This is a genomic window from Streptomyces pristinaespiralis, from assembly GCF_001278075.1.
Lineage (GTDB): Bacteria > Actinomycetota > Actinomycetes > Streptomycetales > Streptomycetaceae > Streptomyces > Streptomyces pristinaespiralis.
Window position 1 is genome coordinate 5,038,628 of the sequence record NZ_CP011340.1, and the last position, 26,704, is coordinate 5,065,331.

The following is a 26,704-nucleotide window of genomic DNA, read 5'->3' on the forward strand; positions in this document are numbered from 1 at the left end:
CCTACCTCCCGCACTCCTGAGCCCTTTTCCGCGCACCGGGTGACCTTCCGTCACCCGGCGACGCGTCACCTCCCGTTACCCATTAGGTGGCCAGACCCATGCCGAAAACAGCCGACATTTCATCTTCCGAGCCGAGACTGTCCGGCCCGGGACTCCCCGACCCGAGCCGCTGGAAAGCTCTGGTCTTCATAGCCCTCGCCCAGCTGATGGTGGTGCTCGACGCGACGATCGTGAACATCGCGCTCCCCACCGCCCAGCAGGACCTGGGGATCTCCGACGCCAACCGGCAGTGGGTCATCACCGCCTACGCCCTCGCCTTCGGCGGGCTGCTGCTCTTCGGCGGCCGCATCGCCGACCTGTGGGGACGCCGGCGCACCTTCATCGTCGGCCTGCTCGGCTTCGCCGCCGCCTCCGCGCTCGGCGGTGCTGCGACCGGCGAGGCGATGATGCTCGGCGCCCGCGCCCTTCAGGGCGTCTTCGGCGCGCTGCTCGCGCCCGCCGCGCTCTCGCTGCTCGCCGTGATGTTCACCGACGCCAAGGAGCGTGCCAAGGCCTTCGGCATCTACGGTGCGATCGCCGGTGGCGGTGGCGCCGTGGGCCTGATCCTCGGTGGCTTCCTCACCGAGTACCTGAACTGGCGCTGGACGTTCTACGTCAACATCCCCTTCGCGATCGTCGCCGCCGTCGGCGCGTACCTGGTGATCCGTGAGCCGGCCGGCGCGCGCAACCGCTCGCCGCTGGACATCCCCGGTGTCGTGCTGTCCACGCTGGGCCTGGTGGCGCTCGTGTACGGCTTCACCCGCGCCGAGTCCGCCGGCTGGTCCGACGGTCTGACCGTGGGCATGTTCGTCGCCTCCGTCGTGCTGCTCGCCGCCTTCGTCGCCACAGAGGCGAAGGTGAAGTCGCCGCTGCTGCCCCTGCGGGTCCTGACCGAGCGCAACCGCGGCGGTGTCTACCTGTCGCTGGGCCTCGCCATCATCGCGATGTTCGGGCTCTTCCTCTTCCTCACGTTCTACCTGCAGGTCGTGAAGGGCTACTCGCCCGTCATGACGGGCTTCGCCTTCCTGCCGATGATCGCGGGCATGATCACCGGCTCGACCCAGATCGGCGCCCGGCTGATGACCCGGGTGGCGCCGCGCCTGCTGATGGGCCCCGGCTTCGTCCTGGCGGCGATCGGCATGCTGCTGCTGACCCAGCTGGAGGTCGACAGCTCCTACGCGGGTCTGATCCTGCCCGCCCAGCTGATGCTCGGCCTCGGCATGGGTACGGCGTTCATGCCGGCGATGTCCCTGTCCACGCACGGTGTGAACCCGGCCGACGCCGGCGTGGCCTCCGCGATGGTCAACACCTCCCAGCAGGTGGGCGGCGCGATCGGTACGGCGCTGCTGAACACCATCGCGGCCTCCGCCACGACCTCGTACATCGCCTCGCACGCCGCGGGCGCGACCGACCCGAAGCTGCTGGAACTCCAGGGCATGGTGCACGGCTTCTCGTCGGCGATCTGGTGGGCGGTCGGCATCCTGGCGACTGCCGCGGCGATCGCGTTCACGCTCATCAACACCGGGCGCCCCGGGGCCGGTCCGGTCGCGGCGGGCTCCGGCGAGGGCGTCGCGGCGGACGAGGAGATCAAGGTTCCCGTCATCGCGCACTGAGCCGCGGAACCGGGCCGCGGGAGGACCAGGCGGTACGCGCGTGAAACAGGGCCCCGTCCGGGTGACACACCCGGGCGGGGCCCTTCGCTGTGCGGATCACCGGGGCCCTGGCCGGGTCGCTGTGCGGATCACCGGGGCCCGGGCCGTCCTGAGGTGCGCTGGCCACCCGTGGCGGGCTCCTGGGGTGTGCCGGTCACCCGTGGCGGGCGGCTCCTGAGGTGTGCCGGTCACCCGTGGCGGGCGGGGGGCCTGCGCCGCGCCGGTCAGCTCGGCCGGGCGGGGCAGGCTCGCCCTGTGCGGCGCGCCGGTCACCGGGGACGGGCGGGGCCGTGCGCCGCACCGGTCGGCCGGGCCGACGCCGGCGGATACGGCCGGGCGGCGGTGGACCCGATCACCTGAGCCAGGGCAGGTCGGCTCCGGTGTCCTGGGGCTGCAGCCCCTCCGCCATGACGTGCATGATCTCGCCCAGCTGCTTGACCTGTTCCGGCGTGAGCCGGTCGAACATCGCCTGCCGCACGGCTTCGACATGGCCGGGGGCGGTCCGCTGAAGGACCCCGAAACCCGCATCCGTCAGTACGGCGTTCTGCCCGCGCTTGTCGGAGGGGCAGTCCTCGCGCCGGACCCATCCGTTCTTCTCCAGCCGCGCTATCGCGTGCGAGAGACGGGACCGGGTGATCTTGGCGTCGATGGCCAGCTCGGTCATCCGCTTCCGGCGGCGAGGCGCCTGGGAGAGCTGGACGAGCAGTCCGTAATAGATGTGCGGCATGCCCGCGTCCCGCTGCAGCTGGCGGTCGAGGTGATCCTCGAGGAGGGTGGTGGCGTGGAGGTACGAGCGCCAGACGCGCTGTTCCTCGTCGCTCAGCCAGCGTGGTTCCTGACCGCCCTCACCATTGAGTGCCCTGTTCATGTATCCCACTCTACGACCCTGTTCTTGAAAGTTGAACTAACTGGGTCTAGGGTGGTATCAGCTTGAAAGTTCAAGCTTCCAGTACGCCGGTCAGCAGACCGGGTTCAGTCGACCGGGAGCCGTCATCATGAACGCCACCCCCGCCCCTCCCGCCCCCACCGAACGGCGCATGCCCGCGCTCTACCTCTCCCACGGCGCCCCGCCCCTGGCCGACGACCCGCTCTGGCCCGGCCAGCTCGCCGCCTGGTCCGGTGAACTGCCCAGGCCCAAGGCGATCCTGATGGTCTCCGCCCACTGGGAGGAGGCGCCCCTCGCCCTCGGCGCGACCACGACCATCCCCCTGGTTTACGACTTCTGGGGCTTCCCCGAGCACTACTACCGCGTCCGTTACGACGCGCCCGGAGCTCCCGAACTCGCGGACTCCGTACGCAAACTGCTCCGCCGCGCCGGTACGCCGGTACAGGACATCCCCGACCGGGGGCTCGACCACGGCGCGTACGTCCCGCTGGTGGAGATGTATCCGGACGCGGACATCCCCGTACTGCAGATCTCCATGCCCACGCTCGACCCGCAGAAGCTGCTCGAGATCGGGCGCAGGCTCGCTCCGCTGCGGGACGAGGGCGTACTGATCGTCGGCAGCGGCTTCTTCACGCACAACCTCGCGGCGCTGCGGCACGACGGAACGCCCGGCTGGTCCGCCGAGTTCGACGACTGGGGGCAGCGTGCGCTGGCAGAGGCCGACGTCGACACGCTGCTGGACTTCGAGAACAAGGCCCCCGCCGGGCGCCTGGCACACCCGCGGACCGAACACTTCGCGCCACTCTTCGTCACCCTCGGGGCGTCGGAGGAGGAGATCGGGAACGGGCGGAGCGTGATCGACGGCTTCTGGATGGGGCTGGCGAAGCGGTCCGTGCAGTTCGGCTGAGCGGTTCGGCCGACACCTGCTCTCCGTGCCGGCCCGCGAACGTGGCCCTGTCCTGGGTCTCCCGCGCCCGTGCTGGCGATCCCCCATGCCGGCAAGCGTCCGTGTCCCCACGCGCCCGTGCCCGGACGCGCCTGTGCCCGCACCGCCGGGTGCGGGCGCGGGGACCGGACGGGCTCAGTCCAGGCGCTTCTCGTACCAGGCGACGTCCCAGTAGCGGCCGAATTTCCGGCCGACCTCCCCGTACGTGCCGACGTGGCGGAACCCGAAACGGGTGTGCAGGCGGACGGACGCGTCGTTCGGCAGGGCGACGCCCGCGTAGGCGCGGTGCACGTCCTCGTCCGCCAGGGCCTCGAAAAGCGCCTTGTAGAGAAGGGTGCCGATGCCACCTCCGGCGGCCTGTGGCGCGCAGTAGACGCTGACCTCGACGGACGTCGAGTAGGCCGCCTTGGGGCGGAAGGGGCTGCTGGTGGCGTAGCCCAATATCCCGTCCGCCGGATGTTTCGAAGGATCCGGACCGGCAAACCGGACATCCTGAGCAACCAGAAGGCGGTGCGGGCCGTCTTCAGGGTGGGAGTGCAGCCATGAGCGGCGCTGCTCAGGGGTGAAAACCGTGGTGTCGAACGTGATCGAGGTCTCACGGACGTAGTGGTTGTAGATGTCCGTGAGGGCCTTGAGGTCGGCTTCCGCGCCCGCCCTGACCTGCACCTCCGCGTGTTCCCGCAGCATCTGTCCTCCTGGTTGGGCCGGACAGGGTACTGCATGATCGCGGAAATCGAAGCACCTGATGGGAATTCTGTCCGGATTCCAGTCGTTGTTTCCTTCGGATGCAGGGCACCCGGGAGGGTGTCGCGACCTACTCAGCAAGGGAGCTCGCATGGCAACCCGTGCCGTCGCCCGCCGCCAGTCCGACTCCGGTGGGGCGACCGACAGGGCAAGCAGTGTTCGTGCCGTGGGCGGGGAGATCGCCGACCGCGACCTGGTCGGCATGTACCTCGACGAGATAGCGCGTACGCCGCTGCTCGACGCCGCCAAGGAAGTCGAGCTGTCCCAGACCATCGAGGCGGGTGTCTACGCCCGTCAGATCCTCGACAAGGAAGTAGACAGCGAAGCCGGCGGAGCCACGCGGGAGGAGCTGGAGGCGCTGGCCGAGGCCGGTGAGCGCGCAAAGGACGTCTTCATCCGCTCGAACCTGCGTCTCGTCGTGGCCGTCGCCCGGCGCTATCCGCGCAGCGGACTGCCGCTGCTCGACCTGATCCAGGAAGGGAACGCAGGTCTCGTACGCGCCGTCGAGAAGTTCGACTACGCCAAGGGATTCAAGTTCTCCACGTACGCCACCTGGTGGATCCGTCAGGCGATCACCCGCTCCATCGCGGATCAGTCCCGCACCATCCGGCTCCCCGTCCACCTCGTCGAGGAGCTCGGCCGCATCCGTCGCGTCCAGCGCGAGTTCAACCGGGAGAACGGCCGGGACCCCGAACCGTCGGAGATCGCCGAGGAGCTCGGCTCGACGGCCGAGCGGGTCATCGACGTCCTCGACTGGGCCCGTGACCCGGTCAGCCTGAACATGTCGGTGGACGACGCCGGCGAGACCCAGTTCGGTGACCTGCTGGAGGACACGTCCGCCGTGTCGCCGGAACAGTCGGTGCTCACCCTGCTGCGCAGCGAGGAGCTGGAGGACCTGATCGGCAAGCTGGACAACCGCACCGCGTCGATCATCCGTATGCGTTACGGCATCGAGGACGGCAGGGAGCGCACCCTGACCGAGGTCGGCAAGGAACACGGCCTGACGCGTGAGCGGATCCGCCAGATCGAGAAGCACGCGCTGCTCGAGCTCAAGCGGATGGCCCGCGACACGGGCTTCGAGCCGGCCGCCTAGGAGTCCGGGGCTGAGAGTCGGTCCGCCCCCGGGCCGGTCCGCGCATGACGGCCACCCTGACGGCCCCACCCCCTGACCGGTGCGCAAACGCGCGCCGGCCATCGGCGGTGGAGCGTCGGGGCGGAGGTGCCGGCTCGGCGGAGTCGACCGCTCGCCGCGGACGTCAGCTTGTGGCCCTGGCGAGGCGTGTCGCCAGGTCCGTCATGTACTCACGCAGCGGTTGCGGGCTGTGGACCGTGAACTCGCAGTCCACGAGCGCCAGACGAAGCGCCAGCCACTCGACCGAGTCGGCCGACCGGGCCCGGAGCCGGCAGGTGCTCTCGCCCGTGGGTGCCGGCGCGCCGAGATGCTCCGGCAGCCGGGCCGCCACGAAGGATGCGGGCGCCTCGAAACTCACATCGACCTCGTGCTCCTGCTGGTGCCGCGACATCGAGTGGCTCAGGAGCTCGGCCGCGTCGCCGGCGGGCATCTCGCGGGGCGTGAACCGGGCCCCCGTCGCGAACGGCTCCGTCACCCGGTCGACGCGGAACGTCCGCCAGTCGTCCCGCCCCATGTCGTACGCCACCAGGTACCACCGCCGGCCCGTCGAGACCAGGCGGTACGGCTCCACCTGCCGCCGCGTCTCGGCGCCGTCCCCCGCCCGGTAGCAGAACCGGAGCCGTTCGCGCGCCGTCACCGTGCCCGCGATGACCGTCAGGGTCTGCGGATCGATCGTCGCGCCGTCGCCCCTGGTGAGGGGCAGGGTCGCCGCCTGGAGCGTGGTGACCCGGTGGCGCAGCCGGGACGGCAGCACCTGCTCGAGCTTGGCCAGCGCCCGTACGGACGCCTCCTCGATGCCCTCGATCGCGTGGCCCGCCCCGGCCCGCAGCCCGACCGCGATCGCCACGGCCTCCTCGTCGTCCAGCAGCAAGGGCGGCATCGCCGCGCCCGCGACCAGCCGGTATCCGCCGACCGCGCCCTTGGTGGCCTCCACCGGATACCCGAGGTCGCGCAGCCGGTCGATGTCGCGCCGGATCGTGCGCGGGCTGACATCGAGGCGCTCGGCCAGCTCGCTGCCGGGCCATTCCCGCGGCGTCTGGAGGAGCGAGAGCAGATTCAGAAGTCGTGCCGGAGTGTCCGTCATGCTTTCCAGGATGGCCCTCATCTAGGACATGTTCTGACCTATACGCCGCCTAGATTCCTCCTCATGAGTTCACAGCAGCCCGCCGTAGCCGAAACGGCAGCCGTAACCGAGGTGGCGTCGGACGACCGACATGACCGCCGCCGCTGGATCGCGCTGGCGATCGTCATGACCGCCGCCTTCATGGACCTGGTCGACGTCACCATCGTCAACATCGCGATCCCCAGCATCGAGCGGGATCTCGGCGCGTCGTTCGGAGCGATCCAGTGGATCACCGCCGGATACGCGCTGGCCTTCGCCGCCGGCCTGATCACGGGCGGCAGGCTCGGTGACATCTACGGCCGCAAGCGGCTGTTCCTCATCGGCATCACCGGCTTCACGCTCGCCTCCGCCCTCTGCGGGTTCGCCGCCAACGAGGAGATGCTCGTCGCCTCACGGCTGCTGCAGGGCGCTGCCGCCGCGATGATGGTGCCGCAGGTGCTCGCGATCGTCCACGTCACCTTCCCCGCACACGAACGCGGCAAGGTCTTCGGCCTGTTCGGCGCCATCGTCGGACTGGGCGCGGTGTCCGGCCCGCTGCTCGGCGCCCTGCTGACGCAGTGGAACCTGTTCGGCCTCGAGTGGCGGCCGATCTTCCTGATCAACCTGCCGGTCGGCATCGCGGGACTGATCCTCGGGCGGAAGTACATCCTCGAGTCACGTGCGCCGAAGGCCCTGAAGCTCGACCTGGTCGGCGTCGTACTGGTCACGCTCGGCCTGCTGATGCTGATCTATCCGCTCACGCGCGGCCGCGAGCTCGACTGGCCGCTCTGGGGCCACCTCTGCATGGCCGGCAGCCTGCTCGTCTTCGCCGCCTTCATCGCGTACGAGAAGTACAAGACGCGCAAGGACGGCTCGCCGCTGGTCGAACTGTCGCTGTTCAAGGTGAAGAGCTTCGCCGCCGGTATCGCCGTACAGCTCACCTTCGGCATCGTGATGGGCATCTTCTTCCTCGTCTGGACGCTGTACATGCAGACCGGGCTCGGCTGGAGTCCGCTGAAGGCCGGCGTGACCGGAGTGCCGTTCTCCCTGGCCGTCTCCGCGGCGGCCGGTATGTCCGTGCAGCTGCTGGTGCCCCGCTTCGGCCGCAAGGTGCTCCAGGCCGGCGCGGCCACCATGGCCGCCGGACTGCTCGTCTACATCTGGGAGGCCGACCGCTACGGCATGGCCGTCCAGCCCTGGCAGATGATCCTGCCGCTGCTCGTCATGGGCGTCGGCATGGGCCTGATCGTCGCGCCGCTGACCGACGCGGTCCTCTCCGAAGTCCCGCGTGAGCACGCCGGATCGGCGTCCGGTCTGATCAACACGACCGGCCAGATGGGTACCGCCCTCGGCCTCGGCCTCGTGTCGCTGGTCTTCTTCGGCTCGATCGACGAGGAGAAGCTCGCGCCGGAGGCTGTCGGCGGCGCCTTCGCCCAGGCCTTCGAGAACTCGCTGTGGTGGGTCGCGGCAGTGCTCGGCGTCATCTTCGTGGTGATGTTCGCCCTGCCGGCCCGGCCGAAGCAGCACATGGAGGGCGGCGCGACGGAGGGCGGCGCGACGGAGGACGTCGTGTCGGACGACGTCGTGGCGGAGGACGGGACCGGACCGCTCGCCAAGCCGGAGACGGAGACGGAGACGGGGCCGGATAGGGAGCAGCAGACGCAGCCGGTGCTCTCACGCTGACCGGTGCCTTCGGTTCCGCCGGTGCCCGTGCCGCAGTCACTGCGGTGCGGGCACCGGCGTTCGTGCGCGGCGCGGCACTGCCTGCACCGCCGGGCCGAGGACGGCTAGCGGACGCGGGCCCTGAGCTCCATGGCCTCGCGGGCGTCCTCCTCCGCCTCGTAGACCTCGCACATGTGGCGCCCGTCGGGCGTCGCCGTGTGCTCGACCTCCCACAGGCTCCGCTCCGTACCGTCGAGGAGCAGGAACGCGTGCTCGTAGAGCGTGAAGCCCGCGTCCTTGCCCGCGACGCGGAACTGACGCCCGAAGACCTGGGTGATGTGATGGGCGAACGCGCTGCGCAGCAGACGGGCCGTCCCGTCGCCAGGCCGGTCGGCGTTCTCCGCGCGGCGCAGCACCCGGCGGGCGTGGTCGGCCGAGTTGTCCGGGACGTACATCGGCGGCAGCGGGGCAGGGGGCGGCGCCATCAGAGCGGCGAGCAGCTCCAGATCGGCGTCCAGATCGATGCCGAATTCCTGCTCGAACGTGCTGCCCGGACCTGCGGCGCTCCCCGCACCGGCGAACCCGGGGAAGCCGGCGGGCAGTCGCGACGCCGCCAGCCGGGCCTCGGACTCCTCCGCGTAGAGCTCGTGCTGCTCCGTGCCGTCGCGGCCGGTGTTGTGCACGAGCTCCCACAGCACGAGCGAACTGCCGTCACCGAGCAGATAGGCGTGGCGGTACGTGGCCCGGTGCAGCGACGCGCTGTGATGAGAGGAGTGGAGTGAACTGGCGTGCGCCAGCGCGCAGCCGAGCCGCTCGACCGTTGCGTCGGGCAGGTCGAAGGAGTTGAGCGCCCGACCCAGGAGTCGCTCGAGGTGCGTCTCGGTTGTCTCGTACGGATCGTTCGGATCGTTCAAGAGGGGTCTCCAGGCCGTCGCCACAAGTCACTTGGTGATTGCTAAAAGTAGCGCTTCGGTCCGACAATGCGCTTCAGGGTTGGGTAAAACGAAGGGGCGCGTGGCAGAAGTTCCCGCGCGCCCCCAACTCGACTGCCCGATACGTCAGTCGATGCCGTACAACTCCCCGTACGAAGGGAAGCTGCCGCCCGGTCCGTCGACGCTCGCGGCGGATCTCACGGCGTGCACGATCGCCCGCGTCACCATGTCGGCGCCCGCGGCGAGAACGTCGTTCAACGCGAGCGGATTGCCTTCGGCGAGCGGGACCGATCCCGTGGCCAGCGCGAACACCGTGTCACCGTCGTTGAGGAGGTGCACAGGCCGCACCGCGCGCGCGATGCCGTCGTGCGCCGTCCCCGCGAGCTTGTGCGCCTGCGCGCGGGTGAGGTCCGCATCCGTGGCCACGACGGCGAGGGTGGTGTTCAGCGGCGGGGGTCCGTTCTTCTCGCGCGCCTCGGCCAGGCGCAGCTGCGCGGCGGTGTGCACCGCGGGGGAGGGGAGCGCCGCGCGGTCGACCCCTTCAGTGATCAACTCGCCGTACAGCGCGCCGGTCCTGGGATCGACGGCGGAACCCACCGCGTTCGCCACGACCAGCGCGGCCACGGTGATGCCGGACTCGAGGACGGTGCTCGCCGTGCCGACACCGCCCTTGAAGTGCCCGATCACCGCGCCGGTCCCGGCACCGACCGCGCCTGCCACGACCGGCGCGCCCTCGTCGGTGGCGGCAGCCGCCTCCACCGCCGCCCGGCCCGTCGAGGCGTCCGGCCGCGCGGACCAGTCTCCGCCGCGCCCCAGGTCGAAGACGCACGCGGCCGGCACGACGGGCACGACCTGCGAGGGGTCGGGGCCGACCCGCACGCCTCGGCCCTGTTCCTCCAGCCACGCCATCACCCCGGCGGCCGACTCGAGCCCGAAGGCGCACCCGCCGGTCAGGACGACCGCCTCGATGCGCTGGACGACATTGCGCGGATCCAGTGCGTCGGTCTCCCGGGTACCGGGCCCACCGCCCCTGACGTCCACGGCCGCGACCACTCCGCCCTCGGGCGCGAGGACGACGGTCGTGCCGCTGAGCGCACCGTCGCCGGCGACCTGCGCGTGACCGACCCGCAGACCCGCCACATCCGTGAGACCGTCGGTCGGCCCGTCAGCCCTCTTCATAACGACCATGTCTGCCAGGTTAGTTGGGCGGACCGTGCGTCGTGCCGGGCGCGGACCCGCGCGGCGCCGTCTCGACCGGCGCTCCGACCGATCTCGAGTCCGGCGCCCGGTCTCCGGCCGATTCCCGTGCCGACGAGCGCTGTCACGGTGCCGGCCCGCGAGCGGCCGAACCGACCCGAGGGGCACTCGGCCCGGCAGACGGCTGACGGACGGTGGGAACACGGGTGACGCAAGGGGGCACCGCGGCCGTACCCTGGAGGTATGAGGACCGCCCCCGCCCCCGGACCGCGCGATGCGAAGCAGCCCGGACAGCAACGACCCGAGCCGAGGCTGATCTTCGACGATCCGCTGGACCAGCAATCGGCGGACGATACGGACCGTGGGTGGGGTGAGCGGCCTCCGGCGAGCAGCGACAGCGCCGCCGATCTCGCGCGCTTCCTCGACGAGAAGCCGCCCCACCACATCTGAGCCGCACGAGCTCCGACGTACGAGCCCCGAGTGCCGTCGGCAGCGTCTGGGCCGTACGGGTCCCGGCATACGAGCCCTGAGGGACCGCCGGCAGTGTCAGCGACCGGGGCCGGGCTCCGGAGTCCCGGCAGGACCGGAGTCGTCGCCGGCCGCCGTGGAGCCGGCACGGCGCTGTGCCACCAGTGCGTCGCGAATCTCCTTCAGCACCTCCAGCTCGGTGACCTCGAGCGTCTCCTGCACGCCTTCCTTGGCCTTCTGCGCCTCCACGCGGCGGGCGAGGTACTTCGACATGGGAAGCACCATGAGGAAGTAGACGACGGCGGCGGTGATCAGGAACTGGAGCGTCGCGCCGAGCACCGATCCCCACATGATCTGGATGCCCTGCATCTCGCCGTCGGGGCCGACCTCGCAAGGGGACTTCAGGCAGGAGCTGTAGGCATCCAGGTCCTTCGTTCCGAACGCCCCGACCAGCGGGTTGATCACGCCCTTCACCACCGCGTTCACGATGTTGGTGAAAGCGGCACCGATGACGACGGCGACCGCGAGGTCGATCACGTTGCCACGGAGCAGGAAGGCTTTGAAGCCTTCGAGGACGCTCGGCTTCTTCTCGCTCACGAATGAGCCTCTCTTCATACATGTAGTAAAGAAGGGGGACGGCTCGGCAACTTACGGCAGCGCCCGGCCACCTTGTCCAATCCACAGCCGCTCCGGGGTTACCCGGGGCTACACCTGTACGAGTCAGCACACCGTCACCACCAGCCGGGAGGTCGCCCCGGCGCCGGCCAGTTCCGCCGCCGTTGCGCGCGGAACGGACAGCACGACGAGGGCGCCGCCGTCCGCCGAGTCCTCGCTCCCTGAGGGAATCTCGGTCACCCGGACCCCGGATGCCACGACCTTCGCCGGAACCGCCCCCTCGCTTCCCGCGACGGCAGCGTCGGCGGCCGCGATGACGTCGACGCGGTCACCGGGCCGCAGGAGTCGCACCGTGGCCGCGTCCGCGATGCGCACGGGTGCGGACACCAGCTCGGTCGAAGGACGCGGTTCGCGTGCCGGCGACGCGGCAGCCGGCGCACCGGCGCCCGGCCCGCCCCGGGCCTCCTGCGCCGGCCCGCCCGAGACATCGGCTCCCCGGGCCGTCGAGGCGGCGAGCGCCGCGGCCGTCACCGCCAGGCCCGCGGCCATGGTCCGTCGCTGCCGCCACAGTGCCCGGCGAAGCCGCTGTGCGCCGCCGCTGACCCGCAGCGGGGCGAACGGCGGTACGCCCAAGGGCTCCGGCGCGGGAGAAGGGGGAGGGGAGGAGTGCACGAAGGACATGTCGCACCGCCTGTCTCGAGGAGTGGCCCGAGCCCTGCGCCCGTGACCGACCGCTCATCACGATCCACGTTCCGGCGCGGGTCCGCCGAAGCCTGTGGACCGAGCGACGAATGTGGACAACTCGCTCACCGGAAAGGGTGCTCGAGCGACAGCGCCCGCGACTTCGCCGCACCACCATGCCCGTGAAACGCGACCTCGCCGCCCCACCACTTCCGGTGAAACGTGACATCGCCGCTGCCCCGGCGGCGCCCCACGCGCTACGACCCCGGCGCCCCACGCGCTGCGACCCAGCCGCCCCACGCGCTACGACCCCGCCGCGCCACGGACGCGCCCCGCCTCGCTACGGCAGCGTGATGCCCGGGTCCATCCCCGCCAGGGCGTCGCCGCACGCGCAGTCCCGCTCGTCGTTCGACGGCAGACCCGCCACCGCGTCGAACAGGACCGTCCGCAGCCGGTCGACGTTGGCCGCGAACACCTTCAGCACCTCTTCGTGCGAGACGCCCTCGCCCGCTTCCGCGCCGGCGTCCAAGTCGGTGACCAGTGTGATCGACGTGTAGCAGAGCTCGAGCTCCCGGGCGAGGACGGCCTCGGGGTGCCCGGTCATGCCGACCACCGACCAGCCCATCGACGCGTGCCACCGGGACTCGGCGCGGGTCGAGAAGCGCGGCCCCTCGACGACCACCAGGGTCCCGCCGTCCACCGGCTCCCAGTCGCGTCCCCGTGCCGCGTCCAGCACCGTCCTGCGCCCCCGCGGGCAGTACGGGTCGGCCGGTGACACGTGCACCACGTTGGGGACGGTCCGGTCGGGCAGCGGCAGACCGTCGAAGTAGGTCTGCGCCCGCGCCTTCGTACGGTCCACGAACTGGTCGGGCACGAGCAGCGTGCCGGGCCCGTACTCGGGCACGAGGCCGCCGACCGCGCACGGGCCGAGCACCTGGCGGACGCCCAAGGACCGCAGCGCCCAGAGGTTGGCCCGGTAGTTGATGCGGTGCGGCGGCAGGTGGTGGCCGCGCCCGTGACGGGGCAGGAAGGCGACCCGCCGTCCCGCGACGTCACCGACGAACAGCGAGTCGCTGGGCGGACCGTAAGGGGTCTCGACCTCGATCTCGGTGACGTCCTCAAGGAAGGAGTAGAGGCCCGAGCCGCCGATCACGCCGATCTCCGCCGGTCCGGCCGCTTCGCTTGCGTTCGACTTGGTCGCCATGGCGATCACATTAGCGGCAGGCGCACATGCCAAGAACCCCGCCGAGGTCGGATGCCGGGCGGGGTCTCGGAAACGTGAGGATCAGGCTGCGGAGCCGGACGCGCTCGACGTGCTCGAGGACGAGGAGGAAGCCGTCGAGGAAGCGGCGGTGGACGCCGTCTTCGTGTCCGACGAGGACTTCGTGCCCGTCGACGACGAGGAGGTCGACGCGGGTGAGCTGCTCGACGACGAGCCGCGGCTGTCGTTGCGGTAGAAGCCGGAACCCTTGAAGACGATGCCGACCGCTGAGAACACCTTCTTCAGGCGTCCGTCACAGCTGGGGCATACGGTCAGGGCGTCATCGGTGAACTTCTGCACCGCCTCGAGGCCCTCGCCGCATTCGGTGCACTGGTACTGGTAGGTCGGCACTGTCTTCCTCCTGGCACTCTCACTCGATGAGTGCTAACGACGATCCATAGTGACGTATTCCGCGGAATCAGTCCACCGTCACCGGCACTCGGTGACCGATCCCACGCGCCGCGACCCGTCCGGAGGCACGCGGAGCAAGACGCGAACGCAGTGCCACAAGGGTGATCAGCGCGAGCGCGGTGCCCGCCAGCGGCACGGCGAATCCGGCGCTCGCGCCGTACTCGTCGGCCAGCTGTCCGGCCACCGTCACGGCGGCCGCCTGGCCCAGCGCCACCGCACCCGTCAACCAGGTGAAGGCCTCGGTGCGGGCGGTGGCCGGTACGAGCGAGTCGACGAGGGTGTAGCCGGTGATCAGCGCGGGGGCGATGAAGAGGCCGACGACCAGGCCCAGCGCGCCGAGCAGCACCACGGAGTGGGCCGTCCAGAGCAGGGACGCGGCCAGGGTGAGGCCCGTGTAGCCGAGCACCAGCCTGCGGCGGGGCCCGGTCCTCCAGGCGATGGCGCCGACGGCGACGCCGGCCAGCATGTTTCCGGCGGCGAAGAGGCCGTAGAGCAGACCGTTCATGCCGGGCTGCCCGATCTCCTGGGTGAAGGCGGTCAGCGAGACCTGCATGCCACCGAAGACGGAGCCGATGCCGAGGAAGGCGACCGCCAGGACCCGCACGCCGGGCACGGACAGCGCGGAGACGCGCTTGGTCCGGGCGTCGGTGAGCGAGAGGCCGTGGTCGGGCTGGGTGCGGCGCTGGGCGGCGAAGAGCAGACCGCCGGCCAGCGTGAGCGCCGACTCGGCGATCAGACCGGCCGCCGGGTGGATCCCGGTGCACAGGGCGGTGGCGAGGACAGGTCCCACCACGAAGGTGAATTCGTCCGTCACGGACTCGAAGGCCGCGGCGGTCGACATCAGGGGCGAGCCCTGGAGGCGCGCGGCCCAGCGGGCCCGCACCATCGGGCCCACCTGCGGAACGGAGGCGCCGGTCGGCACGGCCGCGACGAACAGCGCCCACAGGGGGGCGCCGGTGAGGGCCAGCACGGTGAGCGCGGCACCCGAAGCCGTGTGCACGAGCACGCCGGGCACCAGCACCGCGCGCTGGCCGTAGCGGTCGGCGAGCTTGCCGCTCTGCGGCGCGAACAGCGCCATGGCTACGCCGGTGACGGCTGCGACGGCGCCTGCGCTGCCGTACGAGCCGGTGGTGTGCTGGACGAGCAGGACGATGCCGATGGTGAGCATCGCGAACGGCTGCCGGGCGGCGAACCCGGGAAGCAGGAACGTCCAGGCGCCTGCGGTACGGAGCAGCTGCCCGTAACCAGGACGCTTGCCAGAAGCGACCGTGGACTCCACGGTCCTTGCCTTTCTGCCGCCTGGTAGCGCTCCCCTGGGTGTCGGGAGCCGCCGAGAGCTGTCCTCTTGCGCGGAACTGCGGTAGATACCGGGGCCCACAGCAGGGGGACTCCGCGGCCGCCATACGGTCGCGCCAGCTCTGCGTCAGGCAGAGTTGGTCGATCAGTGTGCCTTCATGGTACAGGGACTTTCCCTGTCGCTTCCTGGGGAATGACCGGGATCACCTCATGTATTCCTGCGAATCACGGGGCACGATCACCGGCGGACCCTTTGATCCGCCCCGTCGGTCACAGGGACCGGCGCCTTGATCCGCCCCGTCGGTCACAGGTGCCGACGCCGCGCACCGCCCCCTGTGCCCAGCCAGTCGGCGAGCTTTCCGCCCTGGGCGACCGCCCGCAGGCGCCGCTCGGCGGCGTCCCTGACGGGGTCGGTCGCCACCACGAGAAGCTCGTCGCCGTGCCGCAGCACCGTCGAGGGCAGCGGCACGAAACTCTTGCCGTCGCGGACGACGAGGGTGACGGCGGAGCCGGACGGCAGCCGCAGCTCCGCGACCTCCACGCCGTGCATCCTCGACTCCTCGGGGACCGCGACCGAGAGCAGGTGCCCGCGCAGTCGCTCCAGGGGCGCGGACTCGATGCCGAGGTCGGCGGCCCCGGAGGTGTCGCCGAGCCGCAGTCGCTTCGCGAGCCAGGGCAGGGTCGGTCCCTGCACCAGGGTGTAGACGACCACCAGGACGAAGACGATGTTGAAGATCCGGTCGTTGCCCTCGATGCCCGCGACCATGGGGATCGTCGCGAAAATGATGGGCACCGCGCCGCGGAGGCCGGCCCACGACATCAGCACCTGTTCCTGCCACGGGATGCGGAAGGGCACCAGGCTGACGAAGACTCCGACGGGGCGTGCGACCACGGTCAGTATCAGGCCGACGATCACCGCGGGCCAGAAGTCGCGGAGCAGATCGTGCGGCGTCACCAGCAGGCCGAGCAGGACGAACATGCCGATCTGGGCCAGCCAGCCGAGCCCTTCTGCGAAACCGCGGTTGGCCGGGGCGTGCGGCAGTTTGGCGTTGCCGAGGACCATCGAGGCGAGATAGACGGCGAGGAAGCCGCTGCCATGCGCCATGGCACCGGCCCCGTACGCCATGACCGCGATCGCCAGGACGGCGATCGGGTAGAGGCCGGACGCGGGCAGGGCCACATGCCGCAGGGCGAACGCGCCGAGCCAGCCGGTCGCGAGTCCGATGACCGCGCCGATCGCCAGCTCCAGCGCGATCTCGCCGACCAGCATGTACCAGGCGTCGATCGGACCGGTCGTGGAGAACGCCACCACCAGGATCACGACGGGGGCGTCGTTGAAACCGGATTCCGCCTCGAGCGCTCCGGTCACCCGGGACGGCAGCGGCACTTTGCGCAGCACGGAGAAGACCGCGGCGGCGTCGGTCGAGGAGACGACCGCGCCGACGATCAGGGCCTGCTGCCACGGGAGTCCCACCAGATAGTGGGCGGCGGCGGCCGTGACGCCGACGCTCACCGCGACGCCTGCCGTCGCCAGAGCGGCGGCCGCGGGCAGCGCCGGCCTGATCTCTTTCCACTTCGTGCCGAGTCCACCTTCGGCCAGGATCACGACGAGGGCGCCGTAGCCGATCACCTGCGTCAGTTCGGCGTCGTGGAACTGGACGTCGAGCAGGCCGTCCCGGCCGATGGCCATGCCGATGCCGAGATACAGCAGCAGGCTCGGCAGCCCGCTGCGCGAGGACAGGCGCACAGCTGCCACGGCCACGAGCAGGACCAGCGAGCAGATGAGCAGGAGTTCGTTGAGCTGGTGGACAGTCAGTGGCCGATCCTTCCCCTCGCGCCTTGCGGCCGGATCCTCGTTCCGGCGGGCGACACTTCGTTACCTTACCTAATCTTTAACGCTTCCTTGACGGTCTGATGATCTGTTTGTCCGTGGACGAGGGTGCCTTGTGGATACCGCGTCCGGGCCGGTCGGGCGCTGCGCCTAGAGTTGCCTCAGCATTCCCAGGACCACCCTGCCCCTCGAAGGACAGCGATGCCCGCCAACACAACCGCCTCTTCCCCCAAGAAGAAGAAGGGGCGACGCGCCCGACTGCTCGTGCTCGTCCTGGTGCTGGCCCTCGTGGCGGGCGTCGGCTACGGGGCGTACTGGAGCATCAGTACGGTGCGTGCCTCCTTCCCGCAGACCACCGGCTCGGTCCAACTCGCAGGGCTCGGCGGGAAGGTCGAGGTCAAGCGGGACGGCCACGGCATCCCGCAGATCTACGCGGACACCGACGAGGACCTGTTCCGTGCCCAGGGATTCGTCCAGGCACAGGACCGCTTCTGGGAGATGGACGTCCGCCGCCACATGACCGCCGGCCGGCTCTCCGAGATGTTCGGCTCCGGGCAGGTCGAGACGGACGCCTTCCTGCGCACACTCGGCTGGCGCCACGTCGCGCAGGAGGAGTACGACACCAAGCTCTCCGCGGAGACGAAGAAGTACCTCCAGGCCTATTCGGAAGGCGTCAACGCGTACCTCAAGGGGCGCTCCGCCGAGGAGATCTCGGTCGAGTACGCGGCGCTGTCCTTCACCAACGACTACAAGCCCGAGCCGTGGTCGCCGGTCGACTCGGTGGCCTGGCTCAAGGCGATGGCCTGGGACCTGCGCGGGAACATGAAGAGCGAGATCGACCGCTCCCTGCTGACCAGCAGGCTCAGCGAGAAGCAGATCAAGGACCTGTACCCGTCCTATCCGTTCGAGCGCAACAAGCCGATCGTCGAGGAGGGCGGCATCAGCCAGGTCACCGGGAAGTTCGACCCGGCGGCCAAGCCCTCCGACCTCGAGGACGGTTCCACCGGCGGAGACACCGGCGACGGCACGGGCACAGGTGACGGCACCGGCACGGGCACCGGAACCGGCACCGGTGACGGCACGGGAACCGGCAGCGCCGGCGGTGCGGCGGACGCTTCCTCCGGACCGAGCTCGCAGCTGGCCGCGCTCTCGGACTCCATCGACGCGGTCCCCGCTCTCCTCGGCCCCAGCGGCAACGGCATCGGTTCCAACTCCTGGGTGGTGGGCGGCGGGTACACGACCACCGGCAAGCCTCTGCTGGCCAATGACCCGCACCTCGCCCCCCAGCTGCCCTCGCTCTGGTACCAGATGGGTCTGCACTGCCGTGAGACCTCCGAGAAGTGCCGCTACGACGTCGCGGGCTACACCTTCTCCGGCATGCCGGGCGTGATAATCGGCCACAACCAGGACATCGCCTGGGGCTTCACCAACCTCGGCGCCGACGTCACCGACCTCTACCTCGAGAAGCTCACCGGCGACAGCTACCTCGTCGGCGACGAGGAGAAGCAGCTGACCACCCGCAAGGAGGTCATCAAGGTCGCCGGCGGCGCCAGCAAGACGATCACTGTCCGCTCCACCGGGCACGGCCCCCTGGTCTCCGACCGCAGCGACGAGCTGGAGAAGGTCGGCGAGAAGGCGCCCGTGTCCAACGCCGCGCCGGACCGCGCCTCCGGCTACGGAGTCGCCCTGCAGTGGACCGCCCTCCAGCCGGGCCGGACCATGGACGCCGTCTTCGAGCTCAACCGGGCCAAGGACTTCCAGAGCTTCCGCAAGGCCGCGCAGAACTTCGAGGTCCCCTCGCAGAACCTGATCTACGCCGACACCAAGGGCAACATCGGCTACCAGGCCCCGGGCCGGATCCCGGTCCGCGCCCAGGGCGACGGCTCCACGCCCGCCCCCGGCTGGGACCCGGCGTACAAGTGGACCGACTACATCCCCTTCGACGAGCTGCCGTACGAGTACAACCCCGACCGCGGCTACATCGTCACCGCCAACCAGGCCGTGATCGACGCCGAGAAGTACCCGTACCTGATCACCAAGGACTACGGCTACGGCGCCCGGAGCCAGCGGATCAACGACCTCATCGAGTCGAAGATCCAGGACGGCGGCAAGATCTCGACCGAAGACATGCGCACCATGCAGACGGACAACAGCAGCGAGATCGCCAAGCTGCTCACGCCCTACCTGCTGAAGATCGACGTCTCCGACCCGTACGTCCGCGAGGCACAGAAGCTGCTCGAGGGCTGGGACTACACCCAGGAGCCGGACTCCGGCGCCGCCGCCTACTTCAACGCGGTGTGGCGCAACGTCCTCAAGCTGGCGTTCGGCAACAAGCTCCCCAAGGAGCTGCGCGTCGAGGGCGAGTGCCTCAGCGTCCGGCCCGCCGACAGCACGGCCCCGGACGACGACCTCGAGGAGCGGGTGCGCGAGTGCGGCCAGCGTGACCCCGACTCGGCCCAGCCCGACGGCGGCGACCGCTGGTTCGAGGTGGTGCGACGGCTGCTGAAGGACGAGGACAACACCTGGTGGCAGTCGCCCCGGACGCGTACGGAGCAGGCGACCGACACCCGCGACGAGCTGCTCGGCCGTGCGATGGCGGACGCCCGCTGGGAGCTGACGGCCAGGCTGGGCAAGGACGCCTCCAGCTGGAGCTGGGGCCGCCTGCACCAGCTCACCCTGACGAACCAGACGCTGGGCACCAACGGACCGGGCTTCCTGCAGACCATCCTCAACCGCGGCCCGTGGAACCTCGGCGGCGGCGAGGCCGCGGTGAACGCCACGGGCTGGAACGCGGCGGGCGGCTACGAGGTCGTGTGGGTGCCCTCGATGCGGATGGTGGTCAACGTCGGCGAGTGGGACGAGTCCCGGTGGATCAACCTCACCGGTGCCTCCGGCCACGCGTACAACGCGCACTACACCGACCAGACCGACATGTGGGCCAACGGCGAGCTGCTGGACTGGGCCTACAGCGCGCAGGCGGTGTCGGCCGGCACCGCCGACACGCTCACGCTCGTTCCGCCGGGCCATTCCGTCCCGTGAACCGGGTGACGCCGTCGGGCGTCACCACCGCGTGAACGGGGTGGTCGTGCGGTTCCACCGGGACCCGCGCGACCACCTCGTTCGTGTGCAGGAGCACCACGAGCGCCGGGTCCGCGCCGGCGGCGGCGAGGCGGGCGAGGACGCGGTCGTACGAACCGCCGCCGCGACCGAGCCGCATGCCACGGGCGTCCACGGCGAGTCCGGGCAGCAGTACGGCGTCGGCCGTGAGGACCGCGTCCGGACCGAGCCGCTCCCCGTCCGGCTCCAGGAGCCCGCGTCCGGCGCGCTCCAGGTGATCGGCGCCCCGGTACACCCCCCAGTCCAGGTCGTTGTCGTCCAGCAGCACGGGCAGCAGGACGCGTACTCCTCTGGAGCGCAGGGCGTCGAGCAGCGCGCGCGTCCCGGGCTCGCGTCCGACGGACACGTAGGCGGCCACGGTCGCGGCGTCCGCCAGCTCGGAAAGACGCAGTGCGTGCCGCGCGAGAACCGCGGCGGTCTCCGTCACGTCCTGTGTGGACAGGAGCCGTCGTGCGCCGAGCAGTTCGGCCCGCAGCACGCTCTTTTCCGACATGTCGGCGTTCATTGCCCACCCGTAAATGTGTTGTACACGTCTTTGTGAGGACGAAGTTAACCGGAGTATCATCTTCCGCCCATACTCACCGGATATGGTGCTCCGCATGACTCAGTCGCACCCCAGGATCAGCAAGGCTGTCATCCCAGCCGCAGGCCTCGGCACCCGGTTCCTGCCTGCCACGAAAGCCACGCCCAAAGAGATGCTGCCTGTGGTCGACAAGCCGGCGATCCAGTACGTGGTCGAGGAGGCCGTCTCGGCCGGCCTCTCCGACGTGCTGATGATCACTGGACGCAACAAGCGCCCGCTCGAGGACCACTTCGACCGCAACTACGAGCTCGAAGAGGCCCTCTCCCGCAAGGGCGACGCCGGAAGGCTCGCGAAGGTCCAGGAGTCCAGCGACCTCGCGACCATGCACTACGTGCGCCAGGGCGACCCTCGCGGGCTCGGCCACGCCGTGCTGTGCGCCGAGCCGCACGTCGGTGACCAGCCCTTCGCGGTCCTCCTCGGCGACGACCTGATCGACCCGCGGGACCCGCTGCTGGCCCGCATGGTCGAGGTCCAGGAGCGTGAGGGCGGCAGCGTCATCGCGCTGATGGAGGTCGACCCGGCCCAGATCCACCTCTACGGCTGCGCCGCCGTGAAGCCCACCGGCGACAGTGACGTCGTCAAGATCACCGACCTGGTGGAGAAGCCGGAGACCGCGGACGCGCCCAGCAACCTGGCGATCATCGGCCGCTACGTCCTCGACCCTGCCGTCTTCGGCGTGCTGCGGGAGACGGAGCCGGGCCGCGGCGGCGAGATCCAGCTCACCGACGCGCTCCAGAAGCTCGCGGAGGCGGACCGGTCGGCCCCCGCCACGGAAGTGAGCCCCGGGGGCCCGGTCCACGGAGTGATCTTCAAGGGCCGCCGCTACGACACCGGTGACCGAGGCGACTATCTGCGTGCCATTGTCAGACTCGCGTGCGAACGTGAGGACCTGGGCCCGGAGTTCCGGGACTGGCTTCGCAGTTTTGTGACCGAGGAGATGTAGGACCGTGAGCAGCACGATCTGGTCGGTGGACGACCACCTCGAGGACATCCTCGCCGCGATCCGCCCGCTCGACCCGATCGAGCTCCAGCTGCCGGACGCCCAGGGCTGTGTCCTTGTCGAGGACGTCACCGTCCCCGTCGCGCTGCCACCGTTCGACAACAGCTCCATGGACGGGTACGCGGTCCGCGTCGCCGATGTCGCGGGCGCCACGGAGGAGTTCCCCTCCGTCCTGACCGTCATCGGGGACGTGGCCGCCGGCAGCGGAGGTCTGCCCACGGTCGGCCCCGGCCAGGCCGCCCGCATCATGACCGGAGCCCCGCTGCCGCCCGGCGCGCAGGCCGTGGTCCCCGTGGAGTGGACCGACGGCGGCACCGGCGGAGGAGCGGCCCGGACGATGCGCCCCGCCGGCCAGGACCCGGCGGGCGCGAGCGGCGAGGTCCGCGTCCACCGGCCCGTCGAGGAGCGTGCGCATGTGCGCGCCCGGGGCAGCGACGTGCAGGCCGGTGACCTGGCCCTCGCGGCGGGCACGGTCCTCGGCCCGCCCCAGATCGGACTGCTCGCCGCGATCGGCCGCGGCACCGTGCGGGTCCGCCCCCGGCCCCGTGTGGTGGTCCTGTCGACCGGCAGCGAACTGGTCCAGCCGGGGGAGGAATTGACCGAGGGCAGGATCTACGACTCCAACAGCTTCGCGCTCGCCGCCGCCGCGCGGGACGCTGGCGCGATCTCCTACCGGGTGGGCGCGGTCACCGACGACGCGGAAACCCTGCGCGCCACCATCGAGGACCAGCTGATCCGCGCCGATCTGCTGGTCACCACGGGCGGTGTCAGCGTCGGAGCGTACGACGTGGTCAAGGAGGCGCTCTCCTCGGTCGGCGACGAGGACGTGCCCGGCGGCGGGATCGACTTCCGCAAGCTCGCGATGCAGCCGGGCAAGCCGCAGGGCTTCGGCTCCATCGGCCCCGAGCACACGCCGCTGCTGGCCCTGCCCGGCAACCCGGTGTCGTCGTACGTCTCCTTCGAGTTGTTCGTCCGGCCCGCGATCCGCGCGCTCATGGGGCTGCCGGACGTGCACCGCCCCACCGCGCGGGCCGTGCTCAAGGCGGACAAGGCGATCGGCTCCCCGGCCGGGAAGCGCCAGTTCCTCCGCGGCAGGTACGACGCGGAGGCCGGCAGTGTCACCCCCGTCGGCGGCGCCGGCTCCCATCTGATCGCGGCGCTCGCCCACGCCGACTGCCTGATCGTGGTCCCGGAGTCCGACACGTCCGTGGAGCCCGGCACGGAGCTCGGCGTGGTCCTCCTGGGCTGACCGGCCCCCTGTGGCGGTACCGTGTCTGACCACACAGGCCCTGACGGGACCGGACCGGGAGCACAGGCGCACATGAGTACGCAAGGCAGGCTGACGCACATCGACGAGGCGGGGGCGGCCCGCATGGTCGACGTATCCGGGAAGGACGTCACCGCCCGCACCGCGCGCGCCACCGGCCGCGTCCTGGTCTCGCCGCACGTGGTGGAGTTGCTGCGCGGCGAGGGCGTCCCCAAGGGCGACGCGCTCGCCACGGCACGGATCGCCGGGATCATGGGCGCGAAGCGCACGCCCGACCTGATCCCGCTCTGCCACCCCCTCGCCGTCTCCGGTGTGAAGCTCGATCTTCTCGTCGCCGACGACGCGGTCGAGATCGCCGCCACCGTGAAGACGACGGACCGCACGGGCGTGGAGATGGAGGCGCTCACGGCGGTCTCCGTCGCGGCACTCACGGTCGTGGACATGATCAAGGCCGTCGACAAGGCGGCGGTCATCACCGACATCCGCGTCGAGGAGAAGACGGGCGGCAAGTCCGGCGACTGGGCCCGGGACGCGTCCGGCGGGACGGGAACGCCGCACGGAACCGAGGGAGCGCACGCATGACCTCCGCCCACGCCACGGCCCCGTACCGCGCGCTCGTGGTCACCGCCTCCAACCGGGCGGCGGCCGGGGTGTACGAGGACACGGGCGGCCCGCTCATCGCCGAGAAGCTCACCGCGATGGGCTTCGCCGTGGACGGCCCCAGGGTCGTCCCCGACGGAGACCCGGTCGGAGAGGCGCTGCGCGGCGGGGTGGCCGACCGGTACGACGTCATCGTCACCACCGGCGGCACGGGCGTCTCGCCCACCGACCGCACGCCCGAGGTGACCCGCGCCCTCCTCGACCACGAGGTCCCCGGCATCCCGGAGGCGATCCGCGCGTACGGACGCGAGAAGGTGCCCACCGCCGTGCTCTCGCGCGGTGTCGCCGGAGTCGCCGGCCGCACCCTGATCGTCAACCTCCCCGGCTCCACCGGGGGAGTGCGGGACGGGCTCGCTGTGCTGGAACAGGTCCTGCGCCATGCCGTCGACCAGTTGCGCGGCGGCGACCATCCCAGACCGTCATGAGCGTCAGCTGGCCGGTCGTCCTGGTGGACGGTGACATCACCCTCCGCCCCATAAAGCTGCGTGATCAGCGCACCTGGCGTGAGGTCAACCGGCGCAACCGCGACTGGCTGCGTCCCTGGGAGGCGACGATCCCGCCCCCTGCCCCGGGCGGGCCGCTCATCCAGCGGCCGACGTACCGGCAGATGGTCCGCCACCTGCGCGCGGAGGCGAACGCGGGCCGGATGCTGCCGTTCGTGATCGAGTACCAGGGAAGGCTCGTCGGGCAGCTGACCGTGGCCGGGATCACCTGGGGCTCGATGTGCTCAGGGCATGTCGGCTACTGGGTCGACCGGAGCATCGCCGGCCGCGGGGTCATGCCGACGGCCGTCGCCCTGGCCGTGGACCACTGTTTCCGCTCGGTCGGTCTGCACCGCATCGAGGTCTGCATTCGGCCCGAGAACGGGCCGAGCCGCCGTGTGGTGGAAAAACTCGGATTCCGCGAGGAGGGGCTGCGGCCCCGTTATCTCCACATCGACGGCGCGTGGCGGGACCACCTCGTGTTCGCGCTGACGGCAGAGGAGGTGCCGGAGGGGCTGCTCAACCGCTGGCACCAGGCACGACCCGGAACCGCCCGGGAAATAAAATAAGTGTTCGAAATTGGTCAGCGGCAGCCACGAACCGATCTGAACAATCACAAAAAAAGTCCGTGATATCAGCCAGATCGTGCGACACACCGGGCCAATTGGCGGATGCCCTTGTGCAAATCCCTCTACGGTGTGTTGCGTGAGCAGCAGCGGCCTCATCTACGCAGTCATCGTCGGGGCCTGGGCCGCCTACTTGGTGCCGATGTGGCTCCGCAGGCAGGACGAGCTGAACGAAGCCCGTCCGACGGAACGCTTCTCCACCGCCATCCGGCTGCTGTCCGGACGAGCGGCGATGGAGCGCCGGTACGCCAAGGAGCTGCAGGAACGCACCGCTGAGGAGCCCGAGCACGACGTGGACCCGGATGCCGACACGGATCGTTTGAGTTCCGTGGACGTCCGGGCCTTCGCCGCGCCCCGCACCGAAGTCCGCCGGGACGTGACCGAGGACACCGAGCAGGAGACGGACCGGCCCGCCGGCCGGACCCCCACCCGGCGCCCCGCCCCACGCCGCCGGTCCGACCGTGCCGCCGCCGAGCGCGCGCGGCGCAGCAAGGTCCTCGCCCGGCGCAGACGGACGACCATCGTCCTCTTCCTCGCCTTCACCGTCGGCGCTGTGGTCGCCGCGGTCGGCGGGCTGGGCCTCCTGTGGGTGCCCTCCGTGCCGGCCGTGCTCCTCAGCGCCTACATCGTGCAGATGCGCGCGCAGGAGCGGCGGCGGTTCGCGTTCACCATGGACCGCCGACGGGCGGAGGCGGCGGCGCAGCGGCTGCGCGAGAACCGTCCGCGCCGTCACCAGCCCGCGCCGGCCGCGGCCGAGCCGGAGGCCGGGCCCATGGAGCACGCCGAGGACGCCGAGCCCGAGCCGGCCCCGCAGCTCTCCCCGCAGGAGGCGGGCCGCCGCGCGCTGGTCGAGCAGACCGATCACGCGGAGTGGGTGGACCAGCAGCGTCAGCGCGGCCCCGCGACCGGCGACAGCTGGGAGCCGGTGCCGGTCCCGCTGCCCACGTACGTCACCGCTCCGGTCGCGCCGCGCGCCTCGAGCGGCGTCGACGTCAGCGACCCGGAGACCTGGAGCGCCGCCCGCTCCTCCGTGGCGGAGCCGACGCCCGCCCCGCGCGAGACTCCGGACGCGGAGCCCGGCGCGGCGCCGGGCCGCCGCACCTCCTCCCAGTCCCGCCGCGCCCGCGACCGGGGCCGCACGCCGCTCTTCGACCAGTACGCGGAAGAGGACCGGCCGCGCGCCGCCAACGAGTGAGACCACCGGCGGAACGAGCCCGCCCCGGGGGCGCTGCCGACGTCCGGCAGCGCCCCCGCGTGTCGTCCGTGACCAGCAAGAAGACCCGTCGGGCGGCCGGCAGGGAACGGATTTCCAAGCACCCCGATCGGGATGCTAGAGTTTCACTCGTTGCAAGGGCCTGTGGCGCAGTCTGGTAGCGCACCTCGTTCGCATCGAGGGGGTCTGGGGTTCAAATCCCCACAGGTCCACCGCAGCTGAGAGCCTCTGTCGGATTCGTCCGACAGGGGCTCTCGCCATTCGTGCGGCCTTCATCGTGACCGCGATCCTGATCCAGCGAGGCAAAGGCCGGCCGGAGGCTACCGGTACCAGTCGCCGTCGCCCGCCAGGGAACGGTGCAGGTAGTCCTCCAGCGCCCGTGCAGCCCACAGCCGACTGTCATTCTCGTGATCCCAGACGAAGATGTCCGGACGCTCGGGCGTGAGCACGAACGCGAACTGGTCGCCCCCGCCGTTGTCGCCGAAGAACAGCAGCGGGTCGACGGGCATGTAGAGGCCGGGGAACGTATCAGGGGACCAGAACAGCAGGTTCTCCTCCACGATCCGCTCCAGGGACCAGACGACGTCGGTCCCGTACTCGCCGACCACTCCGTTGGTCTCCCTCAGCAGAGCCGCCAGTTGCGCCGGCAGTGTCCGGCCGAGGCGCCGCTCTGCCTCGGCGAGAGCGGTCGCGTCAACGGGCGCCCGGAACTCGACGGTGTGCAAGGCCTTTGCAGCGGCGTCTTTCCACATGGGCGCAGCTTAGGCAGGAGGACCGACGACTCGAACGGGGGTGTTGTGCCGCAGGGGATACGGCAACCATGGCCAGGGCCACCGGCCTTCGACGCCTCCAAGGCGGCTCCCGCCCCAAGGTCGCTCCAGCGGACCGGCGTTGGAGGCCG

Annotated in this window: 25 protein-coding genes and 1 tRNA gene; 13 read left to right on the forward strand and 13 right to left on the reverse strand. The window is 70.8% G+C overall.

Annotated elements, in window-relative coordinates; translation table 11 throughout:
• Positions 1-98: 98 nt before the first annotated feature.
• Entirely contained in the window at positions 99-1,652 is a 1,554-nt protein-coding gene (locus SPRI_RS21480) for an MFS transporter (protein ID WP_005316386.1), read from the forward strand.
• 391 nt (positions 1,653-2,043) lie between these two features.
• On the opposite strand, the gene SPRI_RS21485 is transcribed toward SPRI_RS21480, so the two are convergent.
• Positions 2,044-2,559: a MarR family winged helix-turn-helix transcriptional regulator gene (locus SPRI_RS21485; protein ID WP_053557188.1), complete on the reverse strand. Its 516-nt coding sequence runs from the start codon at positions 2,557-2,559 to the stop codon at positions 2,044-2,046.
• 127 nt (positions 2,560-2,686) lie between these two features.
• Here SPRI_RS21485 and SPRI_RS21490 point away from each other — a divergent pair, with 127 nt between their 5' ends.
• Positions 2,687-3,484, forward strand: a complete 798-nt coding sequence (locus SPRI_RS21490) for a dioxygenase family protein (RefSeq protein ID WP_005316392.1) — start codon at positions 2,687-2,689, stop codon at positions 3,482-3,484.
• Positions 3,485-3,658: 174 nt separating this feature from the next.
• Here the strand turns inward: SPRI_RS21490 and SPRI_RS21495 are convergent, their stop codons facing one another.
• Positions 3,659-4,210: a GNAT family N-acetyltransferase gene (locus SPRI_RS21495; RefSeq protein WP_037774424.1), complete on the reverse strand. Its 552-nt coding sequence runs from the start codon at positions 4,208-4,210 to the stop codon at positions 3,659-3,661.
• A 148-nt stretch (positions 4,211-4,358) separates the two neighbouring features.
• Between SPRI_RS21495 and SPRI_RS21500 the strand changes: the two genes are divergently transcribed.
• On the forward strand, positions 4,359-5,360 hold the full coding sequence (locus SPRI_RS21500) for a sigma-70 family RNA polymerase sigma factor (RefSeq protein WP_053557189.1): 1,002 nt from the start codon (positions 4,359-4,361) through the stop codon (positions 5,358-5,360).
• A gap of 163 nt (positions 5,361-5,523) precedes the next feature.
• On the opposite strand, the gene SPRI_RS21505 is transcribed toward SPRI_RS21500, so the two are convergent.
• A complete protein-coding gene (locus SPRI_RS21505) occupies positions 5,524-6,483 on the reverse strand; it encodes a helix-turn-helix transcriptional regulator (protein ID WP_037776685.1) in 960 nt (319 codons plus the stop codon).
• Positions 6,484-6,546: 63 nt separating this feature from the next.
• On the opposite strand from SPRI_RS21505, the gene SPRI_RS21510 reads away from it, so the two are divergent.
• Complete coding sequence (locus SPRI_RS21510; protein ID WP_078535320.1) at positions 6,547-8,184, forward strand: MFS transporter; 1,638 nt, start codon at positions 6,547-6,549, stop codon at positions 8,182-8,184.
• Positions 8,185-8,288: 104 nt separating this feature from the next.
• On the opposite strand, the gene SPRI_RS21515 is transcribed toward SPRI_RS21510, so the two are convergent.
• Together SPRI_RS21515 and SPRI_RS21520 are read right to left on the reverse strand one after the other, a co-directional pair.
• The gene (locus SPRI_RS21515; protein ID WP_005316402.1) at positions 8,289-9,077 is read right to left on the reverse strand and encodes a DUF6227 family protein; all 789 of its coding nucleotides are present in this window, start codon (positions 9,075-9,077) and stop codon (positions 8,289-8,291) included.
• Between the two features lie 144 nt (positions 9,078-9,221).
• Positions 9,222-10,274 (reverse strand): P1 family peptidase, encoded by a 1,053-nt coding sequence (locus SPRI_RS21520; protein ID WP_053557190.1) that lies wholly within the window; start codon positions 10,272-10,274, stop codon positions 9,222-9,224.
• 261 nt (positions 10,275-10,535) lie between these two features.
• On the opposite strand from SPRI_RS21520, the gene SPRI_RS21525 reads away from it, so the two are divergent.
• On the forward strand, positions 10,536-10,742 hold the full coding sequence (locus tag SPRI_RS21525) for a hypothetical protein (protein WP_005316407.1): 207 nt from the start codon (positions 10,536-10,538) through the stop codon (positions 10,740-10,742).
• A gap of 96 nt (positions 10,743-10,838) precedes the next feature.
• Here SPRI_RS21525 and mscL read toward each other — a convergent pair whose 3' ends face one another.
• The 6 genes from mscL to SPRI_RS21550 all read right to left on the reverse strand — a co-directional run bounded on the left by mscL (position 10,839) and on the right by SPRI_RS21550 (position 16,840).
• The gene (gene mscL, locus SPRI_RS21530) at positions 10,839-11,357 is read right to left on the reverse strand and encodes a large conductance mechanosensitive channel protein MscL (protein ID WP_005316410.1); all 519 of its coding nucleotides are present in this window, start codon (positions 11,355-11,357) and stop codon (positions 10,839-10,841) included.
• 123 nt (positions 11,358-11,480) lie between these two features.
• On the reverse strand, positions 11,481-12,056 hold the full coding sequence (locus SPRI_RS21535) for a hypothetical protein (protein ID WP_005316413.1): 576 nt from the start codon (positions 12,054-12,056) through the stop codon (positions 11,481-11,483).
• 340 nt (positions 12,057-12,396) lie between these two features.
• A complete protein-coding gene (locus tag SPRI_RS21540) occupies positions 12,397-13,260 on the reverse strand; it encodes an S-methyl-5'-thioadenosine phosphorylase (RefSeq protein ID WP_005316415.1) in 864 nt (287 codons plus the stop codon).
• 81 nt (positions 13,261-13,341) lie between these two features.
• Positions 13,342-13,668, reverse strand: coding sequence for an FmdB family zinc ribbon protein (locus SPRI_RS37330; RefSeq protein WP_005316418.1), 327 nt, complete (start codon positions 13,666-13,668; stop codon positions 13,342-13,344).
• A 67-nt stretch (positions 13,669-13,735) separates the two neighbouring features.
• The gene (locus tag SPRI_RS21545) at positions 13,736-15,007 is read right to left on the reverse strand and encodes an MFS transporter (RefSeq protein ID WP_005316421.1); all 1,272 of its coding nucleotides are present in this window, start codon (positions 15,005-15,007) and stop codon (positions 13,736-13,738) included.
• A 321-nt stretch (positions 15,008-15,328) separates the two neighbouring features.
• A complete protein-coding gene (locus tag SPRI_RS21550; protein WP_078535321.1) occupies positions 15,329-16,840 on the reverse strand; it encodes a potassium/proton antiporter in 1,512 nt (503 codons plus the stop codon).
• Positions 16,841-17,056: 216 nt separating this feature from the next.
• On the opposite strand from SPRI_RS21550, the gene SPRI_RS21555 reads away from it, so the two are divergent.
• A complete protein-coding gene (locus SPRI_RS21555; RefSeq protein ID WP_005316427.1) occupies positions 17,057-19,894 on the forward strand; it encodes a penicillin acylase family protein in 2,838 nt (945 codons plus the stop codon).
• Here the strand turns inward: SPRI_RS21555 and SPRI_RS21560 are convergent.
• On the reverse strand, positions 19,860-20,477 hold the full coding sequence (locus tag SPRI_RS21560) for a 5-formyltetrahydrofolate cyclo-ligase (RefSeq protein WP_078951275.1): 618 nt from the start codon (positions 20,475-20,477) through the stop codon (positions 19,860-19,862). The two genes, SPRI_RS21555 and SPRI_RS21560, sit on opposite strands and share 35 nt — an antisense overlap.
• A 94-nt stretch (positions 20,478-20,571) precedes the next feature.
• Here SPRI_RS21560 and galU point away from each other — a divergent pair, with 94 nt between their 5' ends.
• The 7 genes from galU (at position 20,572) to SPRI_RS21595 (ending at position 26,015) form a co-directional block, all read left to right on the forward strand.
• Positions 20,572-21,498 carry a UTP--glucose-1-phosphate uridylyltransferase GalU gene (gene galU / locus SPRI_RS21565; RefSeq protein WP_005316433.1) on the forward strand — a complete coding sequence of 309 codons (927 nt, stop codon included), beginning with the start codon at positions 20,572-20,574 and terminating at the stop codon, positions 21,496-21,498.
• 4 nt (positions 21,499-21,502) lie between these two features.
• Positions 21,503-22,804, forward strand: coding sequence for a molybdotransferase-like divisome protein Glp (glp, locus tag SPRI_RS21570; RefSeq protein ID WP_053557192.1), 1,302 nt, complete (start codon positions 21,503-21,505; stop codon positions 22,802-22,804).
• A 72-nt stretch (positions 22,805-22,876) separates the two neighbouring features.
• The gene (gene moaC, locus SPRI_RS21575) at positions 22,877-23,404 is read left to right on the forward strand and encodes a cyclic pyranopterin monophosphate synthase MoaC (protein WP_050791546.1); all 528 of its coding nucleotides are present in this window, start codon (positions 22,877-22,879) and stop codon (positions 23,402-23,404) included.
• Positions 23,401-23,907, forward strand: coding sequence for a MogA/MoaB family molybdenum cofactor biosynthesis protein (locus SPRI_RS21580; protein ID WP_005316441.1), 507 nt, complete (start codon positions 23,401-23,403; stop codon positions 23,905-23,907). The genes moaC and SPRI_RS21580 overlap by 4 nt, the downstream gene beginning before the upstream one ends.
• The gene (locus tag SPRI_RS21585; RefSeq protein ID WP_005316444.1) at positions 23,904-24,533 is read left to right on the forward strand and encodes a GNAT family N-acetyltransferase; all 630 of its coding nucleotides are present in this window, start codon (positions 23,904-23,906) and stop codon (positions 24,531-24,533) included. The genes SPRI_RS21580 and SPRI_RS21585 overlap by 4 nt, the downstream gene beginning before the upstream one ends.
• A gap of 136 nt (positions 24,534-24,669) precedes the next feature.
• Complete coding sequence (gene sepX, locus SPRI_RS21590; RefSeq protein WP_053557193.1) at positions 24,670-25,785, forward strand: divisome protein SepX/GlpR; 1,116 nt, start codon at positions 24,670-24,672, stop codon at positions 25,783-25,785.
• Between the two features lie 156 nt (positions 25,786-25,941).
• Positions 25,942-26,015: transfer RNA gene (locus SPRI_RS21595), tRNA-Ala, on the forward strand.
• A 108-nt stretch (positions 26,016-26,123) separates the two neighbouring features.
• Here SPRI_RS21595 and SPRI_RS21600 read toward each other — a convergent pair.
• Complete coding sequence (locus SPRI_RS21600; RefSeq protein WP_005316450.1) at positions 26,124-26,555, reverse strand: SMI1/KNR4 family protein; 432 nt, start codon at positions 26,553-26,555, stop codon at positions 26,124-26,126.
• Positions 26,556-26,704: the final 149 nt, after the last annotated feature.